Raw genomic sequence first — 26,112 nt, 5'->3', positions numbered from 1 at the left:
CTGCATCACGATGACCGAGCCAACCCCCTGCTACCACTGCGCCCTGCCCGTCCCCGCCGGCAGCCGTTTCACCGCGGTGGTCCTCGGCGAACCCCGGCAGTTCTGCTGCCCTGGCTGCCAGGCAGTGGCCGAGTCCATCGTCGCCGGCGGCCTGGAGAGCTACTACCAGCACCGCAGCGACGCCAGCGCCAACCCCGAGGCCCTGCCCCGGCAGTTGCAGGATGAGCTGGCACTCTACGACCGCGTCGACGTGCAGCAGGCCTTCGTCCACCACCAGGGCGAACTGGCCGAGGCCACCCTGCTGGTCGAGGGCATCAGCTGCGCAGCGTGCGGCTGGCTGATCGAGAAACACCTGCGCAACCTGCCGGGCGTGGCCGAGGCACGCCTGAACCTGTCCAACCACCGCCTGCTGCTCAACTGGGACGACCACCGAACGCCCCTCTCGCGCCTGCTCGCCGAGCTGCGCCGGATCGGCTATGCCGCGCACCCCTACCAACCTGACCAGGCCGCCGAGCAACTGGCCCGGGAAAACCGCAGCGCCCTGCGCCGCCTGGGCGTGGCCGGCCTGCTGTGGTTCCAGGCGATGATGGCGACCATGGCCACCTGGCCGGAATTCAACATCGACCTGAGCCCCGAGCTGCACACCATCCTGCGCTGGGTGGCGCTGTTCCTGACCACGCCGATCGTGTTCTACAGTTGCGCCCCCTTCTTCAAGGGCGCCGCCCGCGACCTGCGCACCCGCCACCTGACCATGGACGTCTCGGTGTCGCTGGCCATCGCCCTGGCCTACGGCGCCGGGATCTGGACCGCGATCACCGGCAGTGGCGAGCTGTACTTCGACACCGTGGGCATGTTCGCCCTGTTCCTGCTCACCGGCCGCTACCTGGAGCGCCGCGCCCGCGAGCGCACGGCGGCGGCCACCGCGCAACTAGTCAACCTGCTGCCGGCCTCCTGCCTGCGCCTGGATGACCAGGGGCACAGCGAGCGCATCCTGCTCGGCGAGCTGCAGCGCGGCGACCGGGTGCAAGTGCTGCCCGGCGCGGTGATCCCGGCCGATGGCCGCATCCTCGACGGCCGCTCCAGCGTCGATGAGTCGCTGCTGACTGGCGAGTACCTGCCCCAGGCCCGCCATGCCGGCGACCGGGTCACCGGCGGCACCTTGAATGTCGAGAGCAGCCTGACCGTGCAGGTCGAGGCCCTGGGCCAGGACACCCGCCTGTCGGCGATCGTCCGGCTGCTGGAGCGCGCCCAGTCGGAAAAACCCCGCCTGGCCGAGATCGCCGACCGCGCCTCGCAGTGGTTCCTGCTGTTCACCCTGCTCGCCGCCGCCGCCATCGGCCTGCTGTGGTGGCAGCTGGATGCCTCGCGGGCGTTCTGGATCGTCCTGGCCATGCTGGTGGCGACCTGCCCCTGCGCCCTGTCCCTGGCCACCCCGACGGCCCTCACCGCCGCCACCGGCACCCTGCACAAGCTCGGCCTGCTGGTCACCCGCGGGCATGTGCTGGAAGGGCTGAACCAGATCGACACGGTGATCTTCGACAAGACCGGCACCCTCACCGAGGGCCGCCTGGCCCTACGCAGCATCCGCCCACTGGGCCTGCTCGCCGCCGACCGCTGCCTGGCCCTGGCCGCAGCCCTGGAGAACCGCTCGGAACACCCCATCGCCCGTGCCTTCGGCCGCACCGCCACTCCCGCCGAGCAGGTGCAGGCCATACCTGGCCTGGGCCTGGCGGGCGTGGTCGACGGCCAAAGCCTGCGCATCGGCCAGGCCACGTTCGTCTGCGCCCTGAGCGGCGCCGCAGTGCCCGCCGTGCCCGAACCCCGTGGCCAGTGGCTGTTGCTGGGCGACCGTCAGGGGCCGCTGGCCTGGTTCGGCCTCGACGATCGCCTGCGCGAGGATGCCCCCGCCCTGCTCGCCGCTTGCAAGGCCCGTGGCTGGCGTACTTTGCTGCTGTCCGGCGACAGCTCGCCGATGGTCGGCGAAGTGGCCGCGCAACTGGGCATCGACCAGGCCGTCGGCGGCCTGCGCCCGGACGACAAGCTCGCCCGCCTCAAGGCCCTGCAGGCCGAAGGCCGCAAGGTGCTGATGCTGGGCGACGGGGTCAACGACGTACCGGTGCTGGCGGCGGCCGACATCAGCATCGCCATGGGTTCGGCCACCGACCTGGCCAAGACCAGCGCCGATGCGGTGCTGCTGTCCAACCGCCTGCAGGCGCTGGTGCAGGCCTTCGACCTGGCCCGGCGCACGCGGCGCAACATCCTCGAGAACCTGCTGTGGGCGACCCTGTATAATGGCCTGATGCTGCCGTTCGCCGCCCTGGGCTGGATCACGCCGGTCTGGGCGGCCATCGGCATGTCGGTCAGTTCGCTGATCGTGGTGCTCAACGCCCTGCGCCTGACCCGCCTGGCCAAGGGCGCGGGCATACCCGCACACCAGACGCCGTCGCCCGCAAGGAAACCGCTATGCCCGCCCTCTACGTCATGATCCCCGCGGCCCTGCTGATCGTCGGCGTGGCCGTGTACATCTTCTTCTGGGCGGTGGACAGCGGCCAGTACGACGACCTCGACAGCCCGGCCCACAGCATCCTGTTCGACGACCAGGACCCTCGCCACCAGGCTGCCGTCAAGCCAGAGCCAGAACAAACGCCAGGGCAGCCCGACGACAAGGATCCTCAGCCTCGTGCCTGACCTGTTTCCCCTGCTCGGCTCGGCATTGGTCCTGGGCCTGCTCGGCGGCGGCCATTGCCTGGGCATGTGCGGCGGTCTGATGGGCGCCCTGACCTTGGCCATCCCGCCAGAGCAACGCGCCCGCCGCCTGCGCCTGTTGCTGGCCTACAACCTCGGACGCATCCTCAGCTATGCCTGCGCCGGCCTGCTCCTGGGCCTGGCCGGCTGGGCCCTGGCCAACAGCCCGGCGGCCCAGGGGCTGCGGGTGGTGGCGGCCCTGCTGCTGATCGCCATGGGCCTGTACCTGGCCGGCTGGTGGAGTGGCCTGACCCGTATCGAGGCGCTCGGCCGCGGCGTGTGGCGGCACATCCAACCTTTGGCCACACGCCTGCTGCCGGTCTCCAGCCTGCCCCGCGCCCTGCTGCTCGGCGCCCTGTGGGGTTGGCTGCCGTGCGGCCTGGTCTACAGCACCCTGCTGTGGGCCGCCAGCCAGGGCAATGCCGGCTACAGCGCAGCCCTGATGCTGGCCTTCGGCCTCGGCACCTGGCCCGTACTCCTGGCCACCGGCCTTGCCGCCGAGCGTGTCGGCGCCCTGTTGCGCCGCCGCAGCGTGCGCCTGGCCGGCGGCCTACTGGTGATCCTGTTCGGTCTGTGGACTTTGCCTGGTCCGCACCAGCATTGGCTCATGGGGCACTGATCCGGCGGCAAGCTGCAAGACAAAGCAGTTTTCGGCGAGCCAGGGCTTTGCTGCCATTTGGGGTCGCTTCGCGCCCCATCGCCGGCAAGCCGGCTCCCACAGGTTCACTGCCAGCCTCAAGAATGACGCCAATCTGTGGGATTAGGCTTAATCGCTGGGGTTGGCACTGCGCAAGACTGCTTTTTCTTGCCGCTTGCCGCCCGGCGCTAGCTCCGCCCCCCTTGATACAAATCAACACAGATTCCTACAGACGCCCCTAGACTCCGGACACTGCCGCTTCTTCCGGGGATTGACCCACATGCTCGACGACCTACGTTGGGATGCCGACCTGATACGTCGCTACGACCTGGCCGGCCCCCGCTATACCTCCTACCCGACCGCCGTCCAACTGCACGGCGAAGTGGGTTCGTTCGACCTGCTCCACGCCCTGCGCGAGAGCCGCCGCGCGGTACGGCCGCTGTCGCTGTACGTGCATGTGCCGTTCTGCGCCAACATCTGCTACTACTGCGCGTGCAACAAGGTCATCACCAAGGATCGCGGCCGCGCCCAGCCGTACCTCAAGCGCCTGGAGCAGGAAATCCAGCTCATCGCCTGCCACCTGGCCCCTAAACAACGCGTTGAACAGCTGCATTTCGGTGGCGGCACGCCGACGTTCCTCAGCCATGTGGAACTGCGCCAGCTGATGGCCTGCCTGCGCCAGCACTTCAACCTGCTGGACGACGATTCGGGCGACTACGGCATCGAGATCGACCCGCGCGAAGCCGACTGGTCGACCATGGGCCTGCTCCGCGAGCTGGGCTTCAACCGCGTCAGCCTCGGCGTGCAGGACCTGGATCCGGCCGTGCAGCGTGCGATCAATCGCCTGCAGAGCCTGGAACAGACCCGCACACTGATCGAGGCAGCACGGACCCTGCAGTTCCGCTCGGTCAACCTCGACCTGATCTACGGCCTGCCCCGGCAGACCCCGGAAGGCTTCGCCCGCACCGTCGAGGAAGTGATCCGCCTGCAACCAGACCGCCTCTCGGTCTTCAACTATGCCCACCTGCCCGAACGCTTCATGCCCCAACGGCGCATCGACAGCAACGAACTGCCTGCGCCAGCCGCCAAGCTGGAGATGCTCCGCGCCACCATCGAGCAACTGACCGCGGCCGGCTACCGCTACATCGGCATGGACCATTTCGCCCTGCCCGACGACGAGTTGGCCATCGCCCAGGAGGAAGGCACCCTGCAGCGCAACTTCCAGGGCTACACCACCCATGGACATTGCGACCTGATCGGCCTGGGCGTCTCGGCCATCAGCCAGATCGGCGACCTCTACTGCCAGAACAGCAGCGACCTCGCCACCTACCAGGACACCCTCTCCACCGCCCAACTGGCGACCCAGCGCGGGCTGCTGTGCGATCAGGACGACCGCCTGCGCCGCGCGGTGATCCAGCAGTTGATCTGCCATTTCGAGCTGGACTTCGAAGCGATCGAGCAGGCGTTCACCATCGATTTCCGGGGGTACTTCAAGGACCAATGGCCCCAGTTGCAGGCCATGCAGCGGGACGGCCTGATCAGCCTGGACGGCAAGGGCATCAGGGTACTGCCCGCCGGGCGCCTGCTGGTGCGCTCGGTGTGCATGGTGTTCGACGCCTACCTGGCCCTGCAGGACCGCCAGCGCTTCTCGCGGGTGATCTGACGAGCGAGTCGATCGACCGCATGGACTTATTTCCTTGCCAGGCACACTATTGGCCATCATCGGCCTTGACCCGCTGCGGACAAGGCCTCGCCAGGTCGCAACACCATAGCGCCCGCTGGCCTACAACCTTGCTGTGAGTTACCCTTACAGCTTATGTGTGCTTTCCCACAAGGATCGATTGAAATGTCCGAGCCAGTCAAACTGCGCCCACACAACCAGGCCCACTGCAAGGATTGCAGCCTGGCCCCCCTGTGCCTGCCTCTGTCGCTCAACCTGGAAGACATGGATGCACTGGATGAAATCGTCAAACGCGGCCGCCCGCTGAAGAAAGGCGAGTTCCTGTTCCGCCAAGGTGACAATTTCGGCTCGGTCTATGCCGTACGTTCCGGCGCCCTGAAAACCTTCAGCCTCAGCGACGCCGGCGAGGAGCAGATCACCGGTTTCCACCTGCCCAGCGAGCTGGTGGGCCTGTCGGGCATGGACACCGAAACCTACCCGGTGTCGGCCCAGGCCCAGGAAACCACCTCGGTATGCGAGATCCCCTTCGAGCGCCTGGACGAACTCTCGGTCCAACTGCCGCAACTGCGCCGCCAGCTGATGCGGGTGATGAGCCGGGAGATCCGCGACGACCAGCAGATGATGCTGCTGTTGTCGAAGAAGACCGCCGACGAGCGCATCGCCACCTTCCTGGTCAACCTCTCCGCGCGCTTCCGTGCCCGTGGTTATTCGGCCAACCAGTTCCGCCTGAGCATGTCGCGCAACGAGATAGGCAACTACCTGGGCCTGGCGGTGGAGACCGTGTCGCGGGTGTTCACCCGCTTCCAGCAGAACGGCCTGATCAAGGCCGAAGGCAAGGAAGTGCACATCCTCGACCCGATCCAGCTGTGCGCGCTGGCGGGCGGGGCGATGGAAGCCTGAAGCCCTTCGCGCGGCGGGGTATACTGGCGCATTCGTTTTCCAGGAAAGCAGCATGCACAGCGATACTTTCGACCTCAAGGCCTTGATCCGCCCAGTGCCGGACTTCCCCAAGCCGGGCGTGATCTTCCGCGACATCACCCCGCTGTTCCAGTCGCCACGTGGGTTGCGCTACGTCGCCGACCAGTTCATCGAGCGCTATGTGGAGGCCGAATTCAGCCATATCGGCGCCATGGATGCGCGGGGCTTCCTGATCGGCTCGATCATCGCCCATCAGTTGAACAAGCCGCTGATCCTGTTCCGCAAGCAGGGCAAGCTGCCGGCCGAGGTGTTGGCCGAGGCCTACCAGACCGAGTACGGCGAAGCCTTCCTGGAGGTGCATGCCGACAGCCTGTGCGAAGGCGATTCGGTGCTGATTTTCGATGACCTGATCGCCACTGGCGGCACCCTGCTGGCCGCTACCAACCTGGTGCGTCGCACCGGTGCCGAGGTATTCGAGGCCGCGGCGATCATCGACTTGCCGCAGCTGGAGGGTTCCCGTCGCCTGCAGGCGGTTGGTGTGCCGACCTTCTGCCTGACCGAGTTTTCGCTCAGCGAGTATTGAGTCGCCTGCTGGGGCCGCTCGGCGGCCCATTCGCGGGCAAGCCCGCTCCCACAGGGCCCTTCGCCAGCCGTATGTTCTCTGCGCGACAGCGCAACCCAAAAAGGCTGGGTTATCTCCCACAGGGCCCCTGCAAGCCATATCACTTGTGATCGACGCTCACCCTGTGGGAGCCGGCTTGCCGGTGATGGGGCGCGAAGCGGCCCCCGATCACCGTTTCACAGCGAAATCGGTCTGCGCCCGGCAAAGGCATGGGCCAGGGTCCCGCCATCCACCAGCTCCAGCTCCCCGCCCAGCGGCACGCCATGGGCGATGCGCGAGGCGGTCAGGCCTTTCTCGGCCAGCAGTTGGGCAATGTAGTGGGCAGTCGCCTCCCCTTCCACCGTGGGGTTGGTCGCGAGGATCACCTCGGTGAAGGTGCCCTGCTCCTCGATCCGTGCCATCAGCTGCGGGATACCGATCGCCTCGGGTCCCAGGCCGTCCAGTGGCGACAGATGCCCCTTGAGCACGAAGTAGCGGCCGCGATAGCCGGTCTGCTCCACCGCATATACGTCCACGGGGCCTTCCACGACGCACAGCTGGGTGTCGTCCCGGCGTGGGTCGGCGCACTGGGGGCAGAGTTCCTGTTCGGTCAGGGTGCGACACTGGCGGCAGTGGCCGACACCCTCCATGGCCTGGGTCAGGGCCTGGGCCAGGCGCAGGCCGCCGCTGCGGTCGCGTTCGAGCAACTGCAGGGCCATGCGCTGGGCAGATTTCTGGCCGACGCCGGGGAGCGTGCGCAGGGCGTCGATCAGTTGGCGGATCAGGGGGCTGAAGCTCATGGGGAAGGCCTGACAGATCAATAGGAGGCGGTTTATACCGAGCGGTGGCATCCACGTCAAATCAGCGGAAGCAGGTCCTCTCCTGAGAATAGCCATCACGGCGTATGCGATGCTGTTGCTGTTGCTGTTGCTGTTGCTGTTGCTGTTGCTGTTGCTGTTGATCTTGGTGCGCGATAGCTCAGTCGCCGCGAATCGCGACTTCAGGAGGCCGAGTGGAGGCGCCTGGAGGGGCCTGGCGCGCAGCGCCCTTCGGCGTAGCCGAAGTCGCGAGATGTAGACTTGCGCAGCAAGTCGGAGGCCGCGAAGCCCCGGAAGGCGCCGGAGCGAGGGGACCCCGGAGCGCAGCGTAGGGGCCGTATGATGGAGCAGGCGGTTTTTGGTTACTGAATGGGCTTTACTCAACGTACTTATTTTGCAGCACAATAAAAAAGCCGCTCCGGCAATCGGAAGCGGCTTTCGATATGCAGCCAGCTCTACCTGGCAACACAGCCTCAGAACGGCAGCTTGAAACCCGGTGGCAGTTGCATGCCAGCCGTCATGCTCCCCATCTTCTCCTGACTGTTCTGCTCGACCTTGCGCACCGCGTCGTTAACCGCAGCGGCAATCAGGTCCTCGAGCACTTCCTTGTCTTCCTGCATCAGGCTGTCATCGATGCTGATGCGCTTGACGTCGTGGCGACCGGTCATCACCACGCTGACCAGGCCAGCACCGGATTGGCCAGTCACTTCGGCATTGGCCAGCTCTTCCTGCATCTTGGCCATCTTTTCCTGCATCTGCTGAGCCTGCTTCATCAGGCCGGCCATGCCACCTTTCATCATGGGGTACACCTCGATTGGGTCATGTGATACGGCCCAGCACAAGGCCGGCCGCACGGTTATCCGTTCATTGGCCCTGGCTGGCCAGGGCGTCTACAGGCTCAATAGTATCCTGTCGCACCGTCGCACCGAACTGCCGGATCATCTGCTGGATGAGTGGGTCCTGCTCGATCGACGCCTCCGCATCACGCTGGCGCTCGGCACGCTTGCGGGCGGCAGCCTGGGCCGGGGTCTCCTGCTCGGGGCGGATCAGCTCGATCTTCAGCCGCAGGGTACGCCCCAGGTGCTGGTTGAGCGCCTCGTTCAGGCGACGCTGCTGGGTCGCATTGAACAGCGCCCCCTGGCCAGGGTCCAGGTGCAGCAGCCAGTCGTCACCCTCAGCAGCGATCAACGTACAGTTCGCCGCGATGTTGCCCGTCATACCGGAGACAGGCAACTGTGGGAATAATTCCAGCCATTGCAGGGCAAGGCCCGTGGCCGGCTGGGCCGCCGGCAGCGGCTCCACTACCGGGGCCGGCTCGGCTTCGTGGACATGCTCGGCCAACTCGTCCAGGTAGCTGAAACCCGCCGGATCGCTGTCCGGGGTGTAGTAGTCCTCGTCCAACGGCGGCTCGTCGTCGCGGTCCATGCCGGCCGAGTCATAGGCAGACGGGTCGAATGGCGGCTCGTCGTAGGCCGGCTGGCTGGCTCGCGGCTCGGGTGCCGGGGCCGCTGGCACAGGGTCGACGGTCACAGGGGCCGGGCTGGGGTCTTCCCACGGCAGGTCGACGACCTCTTCCTCGACCGTGTCCGGCTCCGGCGCAGCGGCTTCAGCCTGGGGCTCAGGCTCGGGCGTAGGCTCCGGCAGGGGTTCGGCCACAGGCTCGGGCAACACGGCCTGCTCCACCACGGGCGCAGCGGGCACGACCGGTGCGGCCTCTGCCGGTGCAACGGCGTGCACAGGAGTATTGGCGACAGCTGGCTCGGCGGCAGGCGCCGCAGCTGCCACCGGGCTTGCAGGATCAGCTGTGGCCTGGCTGATCCCCACCGGCTTTAGTACCGGCCTCGGGGCATCGTCGCTGTCGGCCGGCCGAAAGGCCAGCATCCGCAGCAGGACCATTTCGAAACCGCCGCGCGGGTCCGGTGCCAGCGGCAGGTCACGACGGCCGATCAGGCCCATCTGGTAATAGAACTGCACATCCTCGGCCGGCAGGGCCGAAGCCAGCGCCAGGACCCGCTCGCGGTCACCCTGGCCGTTGTCGACCGCCTCCGGTAGCGCCTGGGCGATGGCCACCCGGTGCAACACGTTGAGCATCTCGGCCAGCACGCCGTTCCAGTCCGGCCCCTGTTCGGCGAGGTTGCGCACCGCCTCCAGCAGCGCCCGGGCATCGCCTTCCAGCAGCGCCTGGAGCACCCCATACACCTGGCCGTGGTCGAGGCTGCCGAGCATCGCCCGGACATCGGCGGCCAGCACCTTGCCCTCGCCGAAGGCGATGGCCTGGTCGGTCAGGCTCATGGCATCGCGCATCGAACCGTCGGCGGCGCGGCCGAGCAGCCACAGGGCATCTTCCTCGAACGGCACGTTCTCGGCGCCGAGCACATGGCTCAGGTGCTCGACCACCCGCTCCGGGCTCATGTTCTTCAGGGAGAACTGCAGGCAGCGCGAGAGAATGGTCGCCGGCAGCTTCTGCGGGTCGGTGGTGGCGAGGATGAACTTGACGTAGGGTGGCGGCTCTTCCAGCGTCTTGAGCAAGGCGTTGAACGAGTGGGTCGAGAGCATGTGCACTTCGTCGATCAGGTAGACCTTGAAGCGCCCACGGCTCGGCGCGTACTGCACGTTGTCGAGCAACTCGCGGGTATCCTCGACCTTGGTACGGCTCGCGGCATCGATCTCGATCAGGTCGACGAAACGGCCTTCGTCGATCTCCCGACACACCGAACAGGTGCCGCAGGGCGTCGAGGTGATACCGGTTTCGCAGTTCAGGCACTTGGCGATGATTCGCGCGATGGTGGTCTTGCCCACCCCACGGGTACCGGTGAACAGGTAGGCATGATGCAGGCGCTGGTTGTCCAGGGCGTTGATCAAAGCCTTGAGCACATGGGTCTGGCCGACCATTTCGCGGAACGAGCGCGGACGCCATTTACGTGCAAGAACCTGATAACTCATCAAAAACCATCGCAACCTGAACGAGCGGAAGATCGCTAATGCTAGCGGAGCGGGGGCAAAATTGCACCCTGCCGAACTCGTCTAAGCTAACGATCAGGCGCACGCCTGGGCAACGATCAAGGAGGATTGACGTGCGGCGAGTCCTGGCCATCTTGATGCTGTGGGCGAGCCACGGCCTGGCGGAGCAACCGACGCTGCGCTTTTCCGTGGCCGAAAGCTGGAGCATGCCGCTGATCCGCATCGAGCACGAGCAGCCGGTGGACGGTATCCTCTTCGACCTCATGCAGGCCCTGGCCCGCGAGGCGGGCGTGCGCCCGGAATACCACCTGCTGGCCCGCCTGCGCCTGCAGCAGGCCGTCGACGAGGGCGACATCGATGTGCGCTGCTACGTCGCCAGCCACTGGCTCAACGATCACGCCGGCAATTTCCTGTGGAGCGTACCGTTGATCCGCCAGCGCGACCTGCTGGTCGGCAGGGCCGATGACCGTAGCCCTGTCCTGCCTGAACAGCTCCCGCCCCAGGCCATCGGCACCGTGCTGGGCTACACCTACCCCACCCTCGCCCCACTCTTCAAGCAGGGCCGCCTGCGTCGCGAGGACAGCCGCAACCAGTTGCTCGCCCTGCAGAAGCTGCAGGCTGGCCGCTATCGCCATGCGGTGAGCAACCAGTTGTCGCTGCAATGGTTCAACCACGCCTTGCCAGCGCAGGAACGCCTGCAGCCCCTGGCAGTGTTGGAGGAACAGGAACTGGGGTGCATGGTACGCAACGACCCGGCGCTACCGACGCAGCGCGTGCTCAGGGCGCTGGTGCGGATGAAGCAGTCCGGGGAGATCGAGGCCATCGTCCAGCGCTACGGCACCTTGGCCCATCAACCCGAGAACGATCAACTGGCCGTGCCCAGCCAGATCTCCGGTCGATGACGGTGCTAGCAAGACTGCGACCGTGAAAATCCGAACCTTTTCATAAACGAGTGCGCGTTGCTGGCTGCATCCCCCGTCAATAACCATGCGATTCGCGGAACGACTTGCCCTTGTGGTAGGCGATCCACTCCTCCACATCGTAGGGCAGGTAGAGCTGTCGGCGGGCGCGGGACAGGGCGATGTACACGGCGCAAATCCGCGCATCGAACTCATAGGCATCCTTGAAGGTGCCAAGCGACATCAACCCCGGGGTCAGCAACACCTGGTCGAACTCCAGCCCCCCCGCGTCCTGCGCCATCATCAGCATCAGGTTGTCGGGATGATCGCTGACCCGGCTCTCCAGCCGGGTCAGGTCGCCGACCCGGAACCCTTCCCTCAGCCTGTTCTCCACCCACAGGAACGATTCGTCATGCTGGTTGGCATGGCGTACCTGCTGCCAGTCGGTCATATGGGCAAAGTACGGGTGCGCCGTCTGCGCGTCTTGCTCGTAGTAGTTGTGGGCATACAGGGCCGCCCTGGACAGCTGGGTGGCCGAGCGCATGAAATGCTGCATGTCCTGGGCATCGGGAAAACCGATCCCACGGTCGCGCTCGGTCATTTCCATGGCCCACTTCATCGTGTCCCAACGTGAAGCGGTCAATACCACGCAACCGGCCGGCGGCACGAACCCCTCGGGATAGCGCTTGACGCTCACGTCCACGGGGCTGGCGCCGGCGAAGGCGAGCTTGGACTTGTACGAGTGGACGTTGATCAATGGATTGATCAAGCGCTCGACCTTGGCGCCGGAGCGCACCGACAACGCGACATCACGCTGGCGCACCTCGCGCCGCTGCTGGAAGCCAGGCCCCTTGGCCCGCTGGTATTCATCGCCCAGGGTGATCAGCGCCTGCCTGCCTCGCTCGATGATCTGCAGCAACGACTCCGGCACATCCTGGCTCTCGTCGATGATGACGTGGCTGTAGTACGCCGGCACGCTGAAGCCCGCCAAGCTGGCCCGCTTGATGGCCAGCAGCGCCGGGAAGCCGGTCTGCGAATCCCAGGCGGGCTCTATCTGCAGGTACGACCAAAGGCGGCTCGAGTACTCCAGCAGGACCTGGCTGTCCTGGCGAGACAAGGGCATCTCGAAGAATGGCAGGTGTCGCGAGGTCAGGCTGTGGCTACGGGACTCGCAGTAGTTCTTCAGCAACTCCAGGCAGATATCCAGTGTTTGCCGTGCACCGTACTGGCGAAAACCGACGATCCCCAGTTGCTCGGCCAGCTCGCGCTTGTCCGTATGCCTGGCAGTCGCATTAAGCGGCCTGGGTCGGGGCCCCGACAACAGCATGTGGGCGAAGGCCTCGAACGTCTTGCCCAGCGCCTTGTGGGCCTGGGGGCCGATGCGCTTGCGCAAGGCATCGAGTTTTCCAGGGGTACGGGCAAGCGCCAGCACCCTGCCCGACGGTAGGCAGTCCATCAGGGCCCCCAGCAGGTAGCTCTTGCCGATGCCTGCATAGCCTTGGATATGCAGGTCCTCTCCTGGGTCGGCGCGTACGATCCTGAGCAGCTTGTCCTGCTCCCGGGTCAGCCAGCGCTCCTTGTCGTAACCGGTGAAAACCTGCTGGGAAAACGGATTGGCGGCCTGGTACTTGTGGCCGCTGAAGGTGAAATCCCAAGTGCCGTCTTCATGCAGGTAATCGCGGGCGGCCACCTCGTCGGCCTTCATCAGGCGCAGGTTCGCCTTCTTCAGCAGCCTCAGGCCATGATGCAGGCTTTGCGCATCGAACAAGCGCCGGGCCTCCGTAAGCAGCCCGACGCCGGGCGCGTGACGGCTGTCGGCCGCCCAGGCCAGAAGTTTCGCCAGCAGCTTCTCCGCCGCGGCCGGTCGCAGGTCCTGCCCTGCCCCCTTGGCCAGGTGCTGAATGACCAGCACCGCCGCCAGTTCCGCCTCGCTCAAGGCTTCGAGCGCCGCATCGCCCTGGGCGTCGAGCAGCCCCTGGCACACCTCGGCGGTGACGGGAAGAAACACAGGGTGGGAAAAGTCGTGGTGTTCAGGTTGCATACGCGCTCACGGCAAGATGGCGAAGATCGTTCAGGACTTGGAGGTTTCAGGATCGCCCGCGACCTCGAGCGCATACTCGTAAGCCCCCAGGCTGCCCGACATCCCTCCCGGATACACCCTGCCCCGCCCGTCGACAGGCACCTGCCGAGCATCGGCCTCGAGCAGGCCATCGAGTTCGTGGAGGGCCATTTCCAGGAGTTTGCGCAAGTCCCTCGCATTACTGGCCGAGACCCGCAGCTGGAAGTCCAGGCCATCGAGCAGAGCCCCTTCCGGCTTATCGGACGGCGCGTCGCTGGCCAGGCTGGCCTGGCTCAGGATCCGCTCATGCTCCTCTTCCATCTGGTCCAGCACCTTCGTCAGTTCCAGGACCTTCTCGGGATGGGCCGCCATCTCGTTCTTGATCTCCAGGCGGCGCAGCTGCCATTCGCGGATCCTCTGGCGGGTCTGCTCGTCAACTTGATCCATGGTCGCTACCTCACGGCCGAAATGCACTGACAGGAATGCCGTGCATGATAAAGCGCCTGGGGCAAAGGTGCAGGGAAAAGAACGAAGGCGTGCATGAGCACCGCCAGGGGGCTGGCGACACGACGAGGACAGGAGGGTGAAACGAGGTGGCGGACGCCAGAAATGGAGGCGGCCCCACCAGCCACACCCCGGCACACGATGTCACCGCTGCGGCTGCTCCCTTCCAGGCCTGACCGGGTTCACGGCTGATCGTTGCGGGGGGACCGATGGGGCCACCACGACGCGGCTCGTCAAGCGACGAGCCGCGCCATTGTACCGGTCTGGGGCGAAGTTACAAGCGCTGGCTCAAGAAAAAACCATCATTTCTCAATAACTTGCCCCACCGCCCAGTCACACGGCGATGCCGTGCCCGTCGAGAAACGCGACGAATGCGTCCTCGTCCAGCACCTTGACCCCCAGTTCGTTGGCCTTGGCCAGCTTGGAACCGGCACCGGGGCCGGCGACCACGCAGTGGGTCTTGCCCGACACGGAACCGGCGACCTTGGCCCCCAGGCTCTCCAGCTTGTCCTTGGCGATGTCGCGGCTCATGCGCTCCAGGGTGCCGGTCAGCACCCAGGTCTGCCCGGCCAGGGGCAGCCCTTCGGCGGCCTTCTTCTCGCTGGCCCAGTGCATGCCGAAGGCCTGCAGTTGCGCCTCGATGTCGCGGGCCAGCCGTTGGTTGGCCTCGGCCTTGAAGAACTCGCGCACGGCGTCGGCCTGCTTGGTGTTCAACGCCTGGCGCAGGTCGATGCCGTCGGCCGCGATGATCTTGTCCAGCGTGCCGAGCTTGTCCACCAGCTTCTCGGCACCGGTCGGGCCGACCGAGGGGATGTCGAGCTTGGCGATCATTCCGGCCAGGGTGGTGCTGGCAGCGAACTCGGCGGCCAGGTCGCCTTCGTCCTGCAGGTGCAGGCCGCTGGCGAGCAGTTGCTCGATGACCTCGCGGTTGTGGGCGTCTTCGAAGAAGTTGCGGATCTCGTAGGCGACCTCCAGGCCGATGTCCGGCAGGTAGGTCAGCACCTGCGGCAGGGCCTGCCGCACCCGTGCCAGGCTGCCCAGGGAGCGAGCCAGCACCTTGGCGGTTTCCTCGCCCACGTCGGGGATGCCCAAGGCATAGATGAAGCGTGCGAGGCTCGGGCGCTTGCTCGCCTCGATGGCCGCCAGCAACTTGTTGCTGGACACCTCGGCGAAGCCTTCCAGGGCGACCACCTGCTCGAAGGTCAGGCGGTACAGGTCGGCCGGCGAGCGGACCAGACCTTCGTCCACCAGTTGCTCGACGCTCTTCTCACCCAGGCCGTCGATGTCCATGGCGCGGCGCGACACATAGTGGATGATCGCCTGCTTGAGCTGGGCGGCACAGGCCAGGCGGCCGACGCAACGATACACCGCGCCTTCGCTGGTGGTTTCCCGGCCCTTGCTGCGCTTGACCAGCTGGGTGCGCTCGACCTGCGAACCGCACACCGGGCACTGGCTGGGCACCTGCACCGGGCGGGCATCCTCGGGGCGGCGTTCGGGCACCACCTGCATGACCTGGGGAATCACGTCACCGGCACGACGGATGATCACGGTGTCGCCGATCATCAAGCCCAGGCGGGCGATCTCGTCCATGTTGTGCAGGGTGGCGTTGGAGACGGTGACACCGGCCACCTTGACCGGCTTCAGGCGCGCCACAGGCGTGACTGCGCCCGTGCGACCGACCTGGAATTCGACGTCGAGCACCTCGGTGAGCTCTTCCATGGCCGGGAACTTGTGGGCGATGGCCCAGCGCGGCTCACGGGCACGGAAACCCAGCTCGCGCTGGGCGGCCAGGCTGTTGACCTTGAACACCACGCCGTCGATCTCGTAGGGCAGCTCGTTGCGCCGGGCGCCGATGTCGCGGTAGTAGGCCAGGCACTGCTCGACGCCGGCGGCATGCTTGAGTTCGCGGCTGATGGGCAGCCCCCAGGCCTTGAGCTGCTCGAGGATGCCGATATGGCTGTCGGCGATGTCCTCGGACACCTGGCCCAGTCCATAGCAGCAGAACTCCAGCGGGCGGCTGGCGGTGATCCTCGGGTCCAACTGGCGCAGGCTGCCGGCGGCGGCGTTGCGCGGGTTGGCGAAGGTCTTGCCGCCGCTCTCGGCCTGGGCGGCATTGAGCCGATCGAAGCCGGCCTTGCTCATGTACACCTCGCCCCGCACCTCCAGCACCGCAGGCCAGCCGCTGCCCTGCAGCCGGAGCGGGATGTTGCGCACGGTGCGCACGTTGGCGCTGATGTCCTCGCCGGTGCTGCCGTCGCCACGGGTGGCGCCCTGCACCAGCTGGCCGTCGCGGTACAGCAGGCTCACCGCCAGGCCGTCGAGCTTGGGTTCGCAGCTGTAGTCGACCGCATCGGCCTGGTCGAGGCCTTCGACCACCCGGCGATCGAACTCGCGCAGGTCGGTTTCCTCGAAGGCGTTGCCCAGGCTGAGCATGGGGATCTCGTGGCGCACCTGGCTGAAGGCTGCCAGCGCCGCACCGCCGACACGCTGGGTCGGGGAGTCCGGCGTGACCAGGTGCGGATACTCGGCCTCCAGGGCCTTGAGTTCATTGAACAGACGATCGTATTCGGCGTCGGGTACGCTCGGCTCGTCCAGCACGTAGTAGCGGTAATTGTGCTGGTCGAGTTCGGCACGCAATTCGTGGATTCGGTTTTCGGCGTTCATTTCATCTTCTCTTGCAAAGCGAAAGAGCAGCCAAGGGACGATGACGTTCACGTCAGGCCTGCGCCTGCGGGCCGCTTCGCGCCCCATCGCGACACAAGGCCGCTGCCACAGATTCAACGCCGCTCTAGGGAAACGCGTCATGACCTGTGGCAGCGGCCTTGCGATGGGCTGTGAAGCAGCCCCGAGTGAACGACATCCAGCCCCAGGGCTGCTCTTGCGTTTGTATCAGGGCGGACAGGATCGAGGCCGGGCCTGCCCGCTGGGGTACCTCAACGCTTCTGGGTCAGTGCGCGGCGCTCGAACTCGACGATGCGCTGGCGGTAGTGCTCGATGGTCTGGGCGGTCAGCACGCTGCGCTGGTCGTCCTTGAGCTCGCCGTTGAGCTCGTGGGCCAGCTTGCGCGCGGCGGCGACCATCACGTCGAAGGCCTGCTTCGGGTGACGCGGACCGGGCAGGCCGAGGAAGAAGCTCACCGCGCGGGTGCTGAAGTGGTCGATGTCGTCCAGGTCGAACACGCCGGGCTTGACCGCGTTGGCCATGGAGAACAGCACCTCGCCGTGGCCAGCCATGCTCTCGTGGCGGTGGAAGATGTCCATCTCGCCGAAACGCAGGCCGCTCTCGAGGATGTTCTGCAGCAGGGCCGGGCCCTTGAAACCGCCCTCGTCGCGGGAGATGACGCTGATCACCAGCACTTCCTCGACCGGCGGCAGCTCCTTGGCGGCGTTGTTGCCGGTGGCGAAGCCATTGTTGCGATTGCTGTCGGCGGCGTAGTCGTCGTCGGCATCGGCGAACAGGTCGGGCTCACGGGGCTCGGCGGCCAGGTTCAGGTCGCCCTGCTGTGGATCACCGCGCTTGCCACGCTTGGCGGCCTTGGCCGGCTTGGGTTCGCGCTCGCGCGCCGGGGCACTGAGCGACGGCAGGTCGCTTTCGTCCAGCTCAGGCTCCTTATGGGTGTCGAGGACACGCGCAGGGCCGAGCACCTCGGCGCCGCCCTCGTCGTCCGGCAGGTTCGAATAGCTGCGATCCAGGCGGAACTTCAACTTGCCCTTGCCGCCGCGCATGCGGCGCCAGCCGTCGAAAAGAATACCGGCGATGACAATGATGCCGATGACGATCAGCCACTCGCGCAGACCGATTTCCATGTAATCCCGTGCCTCTATAAAAATATGCTTGAAAACAAAGGCTTCAAAGCCCTTTAACACGTGGCGCCAACTCTATGTTCTGACAGGCGTTTTACCCACGCAAAAAACAAGTGACATTAAGCTAGCACGACCAAAGACAACTTTACACCGTCTCTCGCACATGTCAGGGGCATTTACCCACTAATCCTGCCCTATCTTCGCTCATCAGGCGTCGACCATGGCCAGTGCCTCCTCCACATCAACTGCAACAAGACGTGAACAGCCCGGTTCGTGCATGGTCACCCCCATCAGTTGATCGGCCATTTCCATGGCGATCTTGTTATGGGTGATGTAGATGAACTGCACACTCTCGCTCATTTCCTTGACCAACCTGGCGTAACGCCCGACGTTGGCATCGTCCAGCGGCGCATCGACCTCGTCGAGCATGCAGAACGGTGCCGGGTTCAGCTTGAAGATGGCGAACACCAGCGCCAGGGCGGTCAACGCCTTCTCGCCACCGGACAACAGGTGGATGGTGCTGTTCTTCTTGCCCGGCGGGCGCGCCATGATCGTCACCCCTGTATCGAGTAAATCTTCGCCCGTCAGTTCCAGATAAGCACTGCCGCCACCGAAAACTTTTGGAAAAAGTGCCTGTAATCCGGCATTTATCTGATCAAAGGTATCCTTGAAGCGGTTGCGGGTTTCCTTGTCGATCTTGCGGATGACGTTCTCCAGCGTCTCCAGGGCCTCCACCAGGTCGGCGTCCTGGGCGTCCAGGTAGCGCTTGCGCTCGGACTGCTGCTGATATTCCTCGATGGCCGCCAGGTTGATCGCGCCCAGACGCTGGATGCGCCCCTCGAGCTGTTCCAGCTCCTGTTCGGTGCCCTGCTCGCTGGCCTCGGGCTCGAGCGTGGCGAGCACGCCCTGCAGATCGTAGCCATCGGCCAGCAGTTGCTCCTGCAGCGTCTTGCGGCGTACGTCCAGGCCCTGGGACTCCAGGCGCGACTGCTCCAGCTGGCCACGCAGCAGCTGGGCCTGCTGCTCGGCCTGGGTGCGGCGGCGCTCGGCGTCGCGCAGTTCGCGGTCGGCCTCGTCCATGTGCAGGCGGGCCTGGCGCATTTCCTCGTCGACGCTCATGCGCCGCTCCAACAGCTCCTCCAGCTTCAGGCGCAGCTCCTCCAGCGGCGCTTCGCCCTCTTCCAGGTTCAGGCTCAACTGTTCCTGGCGCTCGCTCAGGCGCGCAGCCTGCAACTCCAGGCGCTCCAGGGCCTGGCGCGTGGAGTCGTGCTGGGCCCGCAGCGAGCCCAGGCGCACGGCCAACTGGTGGGCGTGATCCTTGTGCTGTCGGGCCTCCTGGCGGATGCGGTCGAGGCCCTCGCGCAAGCGATCGCGACGGGCCAGCAGTTGTTCGCGCTGCTCGGTGTCCTGGGCCATCAGCTCCAAGGACTCCTGCAACAGCAGGCGCGCTTCGCCCAACTGCTCGTGCTCCAGGGCGCGCTGCTCCAGCAGCTCGGCCAATTCTTCCTGGAGCCGACGACGGCGCAGTTCCAGTTGCTCGGCGCGGGCGCGGCCAGCCGACAGCCGTGCCTTGAGCTCACCCTGCCGGCGGTTTTCGTCCTGGCTGCGCTGGCGCAGTTGCTCACGCTGCGCCTCCAGGTCGCGCTGCTGCCCGCGCAGCGCCTGGAGTTGCTGCTCGTGCTGCTCCAACTGCGCGGCCAGTTCCAGTTGTTCCTGGCCCAGGCGCTCGATTTCCTGACCTCGGGCCAGGACGCCCCCCTCGGACTCGCCCCCCCGGCTCACCCGCAGGAAATGCCGGCCGACCCAGTAGCCGTCGCGGCTGACCAGGCTCTGGCCGTCGCTCAACTGCTCGCGCAGCGCCAAGGCCTGCTCCAGGCTGTCCACCGGCCTGACCTGGCCAAGCCAGGGCGCCAGGTCGGTGCGCCCCTCGACCTTGTCCAGCAGGCTGCCCGGCCACCGCGCGCCCTCTTCGCCCGCCAGCAGCAGGCGCAGCTCGCCTTGCTCCAGGGCGGTGAAATCGAGGCGGGAGAAATCCTCCACCAGCACCGCCTGCAGGTCGGCACCGAGCACGGTTTCCACCGCCAGTTCCCAACCCGGCTCGACCCGCAACCCCTCGGCCAGGCGTGGACGCTGCTCCAGGCCCTGCCCACGCAGCCAGTCGGCGGCGCCGGCAGCGGGCTCCAGGGCGGCCTGCTGCAGCGCCTCCAGGGAGGCCAGGCGCCCCCCCAGGCGTTGCAGCTCGCCCTGCTGTTGCTGGTGGGCCTCGCCGGCCTGCTGCAGCTGTTCGCGCACCGCTTCGAGACGCTCGAGCACCGCCTGTTCGGCAAGCTGCAGCTCCTCGAGCAGCAGGTCGCTGCTGGCCACCTGCTCCGCCAGCTCCAGCATGGCGGCATCCTGCGGGTCGGCGCCGAGCTGGTCACGCTCCTCTCCCAGCTTGCGCTGGCGCTCGGCCAGGCGCTCCAGGCTGGACTCGAGCTGCTGCAGGCGCGCCTGTTGCACCTCGGCCTGGCGCCGCGGCTCGGCCGAACGGGTGTTGAAGCCGTCCCACTGCTCCTGCCAGCCGTGCATGCCCAGCTCGGCTTCCTCCAGGGCCGCCGCGGCTTCCTCGGCGGCGGCCAGGGTCAGTTCCTGCTCGGGCTCGAGCATGGCCAGCTCCTCGCCCAGGGTGGTTAGCAAGGTTCGGTCATGGCCCAGATGCGACTCGGTCTCAAGACGCGTGCGCTCGGCTTCCTTGAGGTCGTCCTGCAACTGGCGCAGGCGCTGCTGACCATGCTGGATGCTCTGCTCGACCCGGGCGATGTCGCCAGCCACCGAGTAGAAGCGCCCTTGTACCTGGTTGAAGCGCTCGGACAGCTCATGGTGCCCGTCACGCAGGCGCTCGATGCTGGCATCGGCGTTGCGCTGTTCGGCCACCAGGGCCTCGAAGGCCACTTCCTGGTCGCCGATGATCGTCTCGCGCTGGCGCACGCGCTCGTCCAGGTCACGCCAGCGCAGGGCCGACAGGCGCGCCTTGAGCTGGCGCTCATGGGCCTTGTACTCGCGGTACTTCTCGGCCGCCTGGGCCTGGCGGTGCAGGCGCTCGAGCTGGCGCTCGAGTTCCTCGCGCAGGTCGGTCAGGCGCGCCAGGTTCTCCTGGGTACGGCGGATACGGTTCTCGGTCTCGCGGCGGCGCTCCTTGTACTTGGAGATGCCCGCCGCCTCCTCGATGAAGTTGCGCAGCTCCTCGGGCTTGGCCTCGATCAGCTTGGAGATCATGCCCTGCTCGATGATCGAGTAGCTGCGCGGGCCGAGGCCGGTACCGAGGAAGATGTCGGTGATGTCGCGGCGCCGGCACTTGGTGCCGTTGAGGTAATAGGTGTTCTGCCCGTCGCGGGTGACCTTGCGGCGGATGGAGATCTCGGCGTAGGCGGCGTATTCGCCGACCAGGGTGGTTTCGCTGTTGTCGAACACCAGTTCGATGCTGGCCTGGCTCACCGGCTTGCGGCTGGTGGAGCCGTTGAAGATGACATCGGTCATCGACTCGCCGCGCAGGTTCTTGGCCGAACTCTCGCCCATCACCCAGCGCACCGCGTCGATGATGTTGGACTTGCCGCAGCCGTTGGGCCCCACCACTGCGGCCATGTTGCTGGGGAAGTTGACCGTGGTCGGGTCGACGAACGACTTGAACCCGGCCAGGCGAATGCACTTCAGGCGCATCGGTCAGGTCCGCGCCAAGGCCGCCAGCACCAGTTCGCAACTGCGCTGGCAATAGGCGACGAGCACCTCGCGGATGCGCGGCAGGTCGCGGGCGACCACGGCTTCGAGCAGGCGGGCGAACAGTTCGAGGTAGTCGTCCATGTTGGCCTGGCGCTGGTCCAGGGCCAGGTAGTAGGCACGGCTCATGGCCGGTTGCAGGTTCTCCACGGTTTCCTGCAGGTAAGGGTTGTCGGCGAACGGATAGGCCGCGCGCATCACCGCGAAGCTGTCGGCGACGAAGGTCTTGATGTCCTGGTCGGCATGGGCCTGCTGCAGGCGTTGCTGGATCGCCAGGAAGGGCTGCAGGTCGGTTTCACTGCGCCAGTTCTGCGCCACCGCGTTGCCCAACAGGATGTAGAACTCGCCCATCAGGGTGCACAGGCTGCGCACGCTGCGCTCGTCCAGTTCGGTCACATGGGCGCCACGACGCGGCAGGATCGCGACCAGATGGCGACGTTCGAGGATCAGCAATGCCTCGCGCACCGAGCCGCGGCTGACGTTCAGTGCCTGGGTGACCTTCTGCTCCTGGATGCGCTCGCCCGGCGCGAGCTCACCGCGGATGATCCGTTCGGCCAGGTAGTGGGCAATCTGCTCGGAGAGGCTGTCCGGCGCCTTGAACGTCATGGTTTTCCTTCAAACTCTTTGAACTGGGCACAAGGGCGCGATTGTAGCGCACTTGCCCACCGCTCGCGCAGCGCAACGTGGCGCTTTATTCGACCTGCGCAGCGACCGGCAAGTCGGCGCGAACTATGCTTGCAAGAGAGGCAGTGTGTGCGGCCGGGCAAGGACACAGATAATTTCTTGACCTTTGGGTCAGAAAAATATTGACCAAGAGGTCAAGCGTTGCTTAGAGTCCGTCCGAACAACAATAAAACCATTGCGAGGCCTTCCCCGTGATCCAGTTTCTCGTCAACCAGGAGCTGCAGAGTGAGCACGCCCTGGACCCGAACATGACGGTGCTGCAGTACTTGCGTGAGCACCTGGGCAAACCCGGCACCAAGGAAGGCTGCGCCAGCGGCGACTGCGGCGCCTGTACCGTGGTGGTGGGCGAGCTGGCCCAGGACGACCAGGGCCGCGACACCCTGCGCTACCGCAGCCTCAACTCGTGCCTGACCTTCGTCTCGTCGCTGCACGGCAAGCAACTGATCAGCGTCGAAGGCCTCAAGCACAAGGGCGAGCTGCACAGCGTGCAGCAGGCCATGGCCGACTGCCATGGCTCCCAGTGCGGCTTCTGCACCCCCGGCTTCGTCATGTCGCTGTTCGCCCTGCAGAAGAACAGCGACGGCCACGACCTGCACCATGCCCAGGAAGCCCTGGCCGGCAACCTGTGCCGCTGCACCGGCTACCGGCCGATCCTCGCCGCCGCCGAACAGAGCTGCGCCCGCCCCTGCCGCGACCAGTTCGACGAACAGCAGGCCCAAACCATCGCCCGCCTCAAGGCCATCGCCCCAAGCGAGACCGGCGAGCTCAACAGCGGCGACAAGCGCTGCCTGGTGCCGCTGACCGTGGCCGACCTGGCCGAGCTGTACAGCTCCCATCCCGAGGCACGCCTGCTGGCTGGCGGTACCGACCTGGCCCTGGAGGTCACCCAGTTCCACAAGACCTTGCCGGTGATGATCTACGTCGGTGGCGTGGCCGAGCTCAAGCGTATCGACAAGACCGCGACCCACCTGGAAATCGGTGCCGCCACCCCGCTGACCGACTGCTATACCGCGCTCAACGAGGAATACCCCGACTTCGGTGCCCTGCTGCACCGCTTCGCCTCGCTGCAGATCCGCAACCAGGGCACCCTGGGCGGGAACATCGGCAACGCCTCGCCGATCGGCGACTCGCCACCCCTGCTGATCGCCCTGGATACGCAGATCGTCCTGCGCCAGGGCGAGAACCAGCGCGTGCTGGCGCTGGAGGACTACTTCATCGACTACCGCATCACCGCGCGCCAGGACAGCGAGTTCATCGAGAAGGTCATCGTGCCGCGCGCCAGCAGCGACTGGACGTTCCGCGCCTACAAAGTGTCCAAGCGCCTGGACGACGACATCTCGGCGGTGTGCGCGGCGTTCAACCTGCGCATCGAGGACGGCGTGGTCAGCGGTGCACGGATCGCCTTCGGCGGCATGGCGGCGATCCCCAAGCGCGCCCGTGCCTGCGAGGCCGCGCTGCTCGGCAAGCCGTGGAACCAGGCGAGCGTCGAGCGTGCCTGCCAGGCCCTGGCCGAAGACTTCACCCCGCTCACGGATTTTCGCGCCAGCAAGGAATACCGCCTGCTGACCGCGCAGAACCTGCTGCGCAAGTATTTCATCGAACTGCAAACGCCGTACATCGAGACCCGGGTGACCGCATATGTCTAACCATCACTCAGCCAAGAGCCAGGCCGAGATGGCCGAACTGTTCCGCCAGGGCCTGACCACCGGTGTCGGCCGTAGCGTCAAGCACGACAGCGCCGACAAGCATGTGTCCGGTGAAGCGGTGTACATCGATGACCGCCTGGAATTCCCCAACCAGTTGCACGTCTATGCGCGCACCTCCGACCGCGCCCATGCACGCATCCTGCGCATCGACACCACGCCCTGCTATGCCTTCGAGGGCGTGCGCATCGCCATCACCCACGAGGACATCCCGGGCCTGAAGGACATTGGCCCGGTGGTCGCCGGCGACCCGCTGCTGGCCATCGACAAGGTCGAGTTCTTCGGCCAACCGGTGCTCGCCGTGGCCGCCCGCGACCTCGACACCGCACGCCGCGCAGCGATGGCGGCGATCGTCGAGTACGAGGACCTGGAGCCTGTGCTGGACGTGGTCGAGGCGTTTCGCAAGCAGCACTTCGTGCTCGACAGCCACACCCACCGGCGCGGTGATTCGAGCACGGCCCTGGCCAGCGCCCCGCACCGCCTGCAAGGCACCCTGCACATCGGTGGCCAGGAGCACTTCTACCTGGAGACGCAGATCTCTTCGGTGATGCCCACCGAGGATGGCGGCATGATCGTCTACTGCTCGACCCAGAACCCCACCGAGGTGCAGAAGCTGGTCGCCGAGGTGCTGGACGTGCCGATGAACAAGATCGTCGTCGACATGCGCCGCATGGGCGGTGGCTTCGGTGGCAAGGAGACCCAAGCCGCCAGCCCCGCCTGCCTGTGCGCGGTGATCGCCCGCCTGACCGGCCAGCCGACCAAGATGCGCCTGCCGCGCATGGAAGACATGACCATGACCGGCAAGCGTCACCCGTTCTACGTCGAATACGACGTGGGCTTCGACGACCAGGGCCGCCTGCATGGCATCAACCTGGACCTGGCCGGCAACTGCGGTTATTCGCCGGACCTCTCCGGCTCGATCGTCGACCGCGCCATGTTCCATTCCGACAACGCCTACTACCTGGGCGACGCCACGGTGCACGGCCACCGCTGCAAGACCAACACCGCCTCCAACACCGCCTACCGCGGCTTCGGCGGCCCCCAGGGCATGGTCGCCATCGAGCAGGTGATGGACCACATCGCCCGCCACCTGGCCCTCGACCCGCTGGCAGTGCGCAAGGCCAACTACTACGGCAAGACCGAGCGCAACGTCACCCACTACTACCAGACCGTCGAGCACAACATGCTCGAGGAAATGACCGCCGAACTCGAGGCCAGCGCCGACTATGCCGAGCGCCGCGAATCGATCCGGCGTTTCAACGAACACAGCCCGGTGCTCAAGAAGGGCCTGGCGCTGACCCCGGTCAAGTTCGGCATTTCGTTCACCGCTACCTTCCTCAACCAGGCCGGTGCGCTGATCCATATCTACACCGACGGCAGCATCCACCTGAACCACGGTGGCACCGAGATGGGCCAGGGCTTGAACACCAAGGTCGCCCAAGTGGTGGCGCAGGTGTTCCAGGTCGACTTCGGGCGCATCCAGATCACCGCCACCAACACCGACAAAGTGCCCAACACCTCGCCGACCGCGGCCTCCAGCGGCGCCGACCTCAACGGCAAGGCGGCGCAGAACGCCGCCGAGATTCTCAAGAAGCGCCTGACCGAATTCGCCGCCCGCCACTACAAGGTCACCGAGGAGGATGTGGAGTTCCGCAACGGCCATGTGCGCGTGCGCGACGAAATCATCAGCTTCGAGACCCTGGTGCAGCAGGCCTATTTCGCCCAGGTGTCGCTGTCGAGCACCGGCTTCTACCGCACGCCGAAGATCTACTACGACCGCGACCAGGCACGCGGCCGGCCGTTCTACTACTTCGCCTTCGGCGCCGCCTGCGTCGAGGTGATCGTCGACACCCTGACCGGCGAATACCGCATGCTGCGCGCCGACATCCTGCACGACGTCGGCGACTCGCTGAACCCGGCCATCGACATCGGCCAGGTGGAAGGTGGCTTCATCCAGGGCATGGGCTGGCTGACCACCGAGGAGCTGGTGTGGAACGCCAAGGGCAAGCTGATGACCAACGGCCCGGCCAGCTACAAGATCCCGGCCGTGGCCGACATGCCCCTGGACCTGCGGGTCAAGCTAGTGGAGAACCGCAAGAACCCCGAGGACACGGTGTTCCACTCCAAGGCCGTGGGCGAGCCGCCATTCATGCTCGGCATCGCCGCCTGGTGCGCACTCAAGGATGCGGTGGCGAGCATCGCCGACTACCGCGTGCAACCGGACATCGATGCCCCGGCAACGCCGGAGCGGGTGCTGTGGGGCTGCGAGCAGATGCGCAAGGCGGTGGCCCAGCGGCAATCTGTCGAACAGGAACTGGAAACCGTCACCCACTGACAGCGAAGAAA

The 26,112-nt window shown here is 66.1% G+C and carries 18 protein-coding genes and 1 other RNA gene; 9 read left to right on the top strand and 10 right to left on the bottom strand.

The features are described 5' to 3' along the window. The first annotated feature begins 10 nt into the window (after window positions 1-10). The 6 genes from ACDI39_RS26060 to ACDI39_RS26035 all read left to right on the top strand — a co-directional run bounded on the left by ACDI39_RS26060 (window position 11) and on the right by ACDI39_RS26035 (window position 6,564). Window positions 11-2,485, top strand: a complete 2,475-nt coding sequence (locus ACDI39_RS26060) for a heavy metal translocating P-type ATPase (RefSeq protein ID WP_486537165.1) — start codon at window positions 11-13, stop codon at window positions 2,483-2,485. Continuing rightward, window positions 2,464-2,688: a cbb3-type cytochrome oxidase assembly protein CcoS gene (gene ccoS / locus ACDI39_RS26055; RefSeq protein WP_225789887.1), complete on the top strand. Its 225-nt coding sequence runs from the start codon at window positions 2,464-2,466 to the stop codon at window positions 2,686-2,688. Before ACDI39_RS26060 ends, ccoS begins: the two co-directional genes overlap by 22 nt. After that, a complete protein-coding gene (locus ACDI39_RS26050) occupies window positions 2,681-3,364 on the top strand; it encodes a sulfite exporter TauE/SafE family protein (RefSeq protein ID WP_225789888.1) in 684 nt (227 codons plus the stop codon). The genes ccoS and ACDI39_RS26050 overlap by 8 nt, the downstream gene beginning before the upstream one ends. A 298-nt stretch (window positions 3,365-3,662) precedes the next feature. Then, window positions 3,663-5,045, top strand: coding sequence for an oxygen-independent coproporphyrinogen III oxidase (hemN, locus tag ACDI39_RS26045; RefSeq protein ID WP_225789889.1), 1,383 nt, complete (start codon window positions 3,663-3,665; stop codon window positions 5,043-5,045). A gap of 183 nt (window positions 5,046-5,228) precedes the next feature. Further along, window positions 5,229-5,963, top strand: a complete 735-nt coding sequence (gene fnrA, locus ACDI39_RS26040) for a Crp/Fnr family transcriptional regulator FnrA (protein WP_225789890.1) — start codon at window positions 5,229-5,231, stop codon at window positions 5,961-5,963. Window positions 5,964-6,015: 52 nt separating this feature from the next. Then, window positions 6,016-6,564, top strand: coding sequence for an adenine phosphoribosyltransferase (locus tag ACDI39_RS26035; RefSeq protein ID WP_225789891.1), 549 nt, complete (start codon window positions 6,016-6,018; stop codon window positions 6,562-6,564). A 215-nt stretch (window positions 6,565-6,779) separates the two neighbouring features. Here ACDI39_RS26035 and recR read toward each other — a convergent pair whose 3' ends face one another. From recR to dnaX, 3 genes are all read right to left on the bottom strand, one after another. Beyond that, window positions 6,780-7,382, bottom strand: a complete 603-nt coding sequence (recR, locus tag ACDI39_RS26030) for a recombination mediator RecR (RefSeq protein WP_225789892.1) — start codon at window positions 7,380-7,382, stop codon at window positions 6,780-6,782. Window positions 7,383-7,873: 491 nt separating this feature from the next. Further along, window positions 7,874-8,200, bottom strand: a complete 327-nt coding sequence (locus tag ACDI39_RS26025; protein ID WP_225789893.1) for a YbaB/EbfC family nucleoid-associated protein — start codon at window positions 8,198-8,200, stop codon at window positions 7,874-7,876. A gap of 64 nt (window positions 8,201-8,264) precedes the next feature. Next, window positions 8,265-10,343 (bottom strand): DNA polymerase III subunit gamma/tau, encoded by a 2,079-nt coding sequence (gene dnaX / locus ACDI39_RS26020; protein WP_253167910.1) that lies wholly within the window; start codon window positions 10,341-10,343, stop codon window positions 8,265-8,267. A gap of 131 nt (window positions 10,344-10,474) precedes the next feature. Between dnaX and ACDI39_RS26015 the strand changes: the two genes are divergently transcribed. Then, entirely contained in the window at window positions 10,475-11,263 is a 789-nt protein-coding gene (locus tag ACDI39_RS26015) for a substrate-binding periplasmic protein (protein WP_225789895.1), read from the top strand. Between the two features lie 76 nt (window positions 11,264-11,339). Here the strand turns inward: ACDI39_RS26015 and ACDI39_RS26010 are convergent, their stop codons facing one another. The 7 genes from ACDI39_RS26010 to ACDI39_RS25980 form a co-directional block, all read right to left on the bottom strand. Beyond that, entirely contained in the window at window positions 11,340-13,301 is a 1,962-nt protein-coding gene (locus ACDI39_RS26010) for a DEAD/DEAH box helicase family protein (protein ID WP_486537164.1), read from the bottom strand. Between the two features lie 30 nt (window positions 13,302-13,331). Then, on the bottom strand, window positions 13,332-13,766 hold the full coding sequence (locus ACDI39_RS26005) for a hypothetical protein (RefSeq protein ID WP_225789897.1): 435 nt from the start codon (window positions 13,764-13,766) through the stop codon (window positions 13,332-13,334). A 172-nt stretch (window positions 13,767-13,938) separates the two neighbouring features. Beyond that, window positions 13,939-14,035: signal recognition particle sRNA small type (gene ffs, locus ACDI39_RS26000), an RNA gene on the bottom strand. 121 nt (window positions 14,036-14,156) lie between these two features. After that, window positions 14,157-16,487: an NAD-dependent DNA ligase LigA gene (gene ligA / locus ACDI39_RS25995; RefSeq protein ID WP_253167911.1), complete on the bottom strand. Its 2,331-nt coding sequence runs from the start codon at window positions 16,485-16,487 to the stop codon at window positions 14,157-14,159. Between the two features lie 269 nt (window positions 16,488-16,756). Further along, on the bottom strand, window positions 16,757-17,629 hold the full coding sequence (zipA, locus tag ACDI39_RS25990) for a cell division protein ZipA (RefSeq protein ID WP_225789899.1): 873 nt from the start codon (window positions 17,627-17,629) through the stop codon (window positions 16,757-16,759). A 204-nt stretch (window positions 17,630-17,833) separates the two neighbouring features. After that, window positions 17,834-21,322, bottom strand: coding sequence for a chromosome segregation protein SMC (smc, locus tag ACDI39_RS25985; protein WP_486537163.1), 3,489 nt, complete (start codon window positions 21,320-21,322; stop codon window positions 17,834-17,836). 3 nt (window positions 21,323-21,325) lie between these two features. Further along, entirely contained in the window at window positions 21,326-21,985 is a 660-nt protein-coding gene (locus tag ACDI39_RS25980; RefSeq protein ID WP_225789901.1) for a GntR family transcriptional regulator, read from the bottom strand. Window positions 21,986-22,254: 269 nt separating this feature from the next. On the opposite strand from ACDI39_RS25980, the gene xdhA reads away from it, so the two are divergent. Then, window positions 22,255-23,709: a xanthine dehydrogenase small subunit gene (gene xdhA, locus ACDI39_RS25975; protein ID WP_225789902.1), complete on the top strand. Its 1,455-nt coding sequence runs from the start codon at window positions 22,255-22,257 to the stop codon at window positions 23,707-23,709. Continuing rightward, window positions 23,702-26,101, top strand: coding sequence for a xanthine dehydrogenase molybdopterin binding subunit (gene xdhB, locus ACDI39_RS25970; protein WP_253167914.1), 2,400 nt, complete (start codon window positions 23,702-23,704; stop codon window positions 26,099-26,101). The genes xdhA and xdhB overlap by 8 nt, the downstream gene beginning before the upstream one ends. Window positions 26,102-26,112 lie beyond the last annotated feature (11 nt).

The organism is Pseudomonas sp. Tun-23181, from assembly GCF_057415455.1.
Note: the sequence above shows the minus strand (reverse complement) of the source record. Positions and strands in the feature narration are given on the sequence as shown.

Bases quoted from the DNA above. Each gene is read 5' to 3' on its own strand.
- ACDI39_RS26060 (WP_486537165.1), top strand. From the start codon at position 11: ATGACCGAGCCAACCCCCTGCTACCACTGCGCCCTGCCCGTCCCCGCC.
- ccoS (WP_225789887.1), top strand. From the start codon at position 2,464: ATGCCCGCCCTCTACGTCATGATCCCCGCGGCCCTGCTGATCGTCGGC.
- hemN (WP_225789889.1), top strand. From the start codon at position 3,663: ATGCTCGACGACCTACGTTGGGATGCCGACCTGATACGTCGCTACGAC.
- fnrA (WP_225789890.1), top strand. From the start codon at position 5,229: ATGTCCGAGCCAGTCAAACTGCGCCCACACAACCAGGCCCACTGCAAG.
- ACDI39_RS26035 (WP_225789891.1), top strand. From the start codon at position 6,016: ATGCACAGCGATACTTTCGACCTCAAGGCCTTGATCCGCCCAGTGCCG.
- recR (WP_225789892.1), bottom strand. From the start codon at position 7,382: ATGAGCTTCAGCCCCCTGATCCGCCAACTGATCGACGCCCTGCGCACG.
- ACDI39_RS26025 (WP_225789893.1), bottom strand. From the start codon at position 8,200: ATGATGAAAGGTGGCATGGCCGGCCTGATGAAGCAGGCTCAGCAGATG.
- dnaX (WP_253167910.1), bottom strand. From the start codon at position 10,343: ATGAGTTATCAGGTTCTTGCACGTAAATGGCGTCCGCGCTCGTTCCGC.
- ACDI39_RS26010 (WP_486537164.1), bottom strand. From the start codon at position 13,301: ATGCAACCTGAACACCACGACTTTTCCCACCCTGTGTTTCTTCCCGTC.
- ACDI39_RS26005 (WP_225789897.1), bottom strand. From the start codon at position 13,766: ATGGATCAAGTTGACGAGCAGACCCGCCAGAGGATCCGCGAATGGCAG.
- ligA (WP_253167911.1), bottom strand. From the start codon at position 16,487: ATGAACGCCGAAAACCGAATCCACGAATTGCGTGCCGAACTCGACCAG.
- zipA (WP_225789899.1), bottom strand. From the start codon at position 17,629: ATGGAAATCGGTCTGCGCGAGTGGCTGATCGTCATCGGCATCATTGTC.
- smc (WP_486537163.1), bottom strand. From the start codon at position 21,322: ATGCGCCTGAAGTGCATTCGCCTGGCCGGGTTCAAGTCGTTCGTCGAC.
- ACDI39_RS25980 (WP_225789901.1), bottom strand. From the start codon at position 21,985: ATGACGTTCAAGGCGCCGGACAGCCTCTCCGAGCAGATTGCCCACTAC.
- xdhB (WP_253167914.1), top strand. From the start codon at position 23,702: ATGTCTAACCATCACTCAGCCAAGAGCCAGGCCGAGATGGCCGAACTG.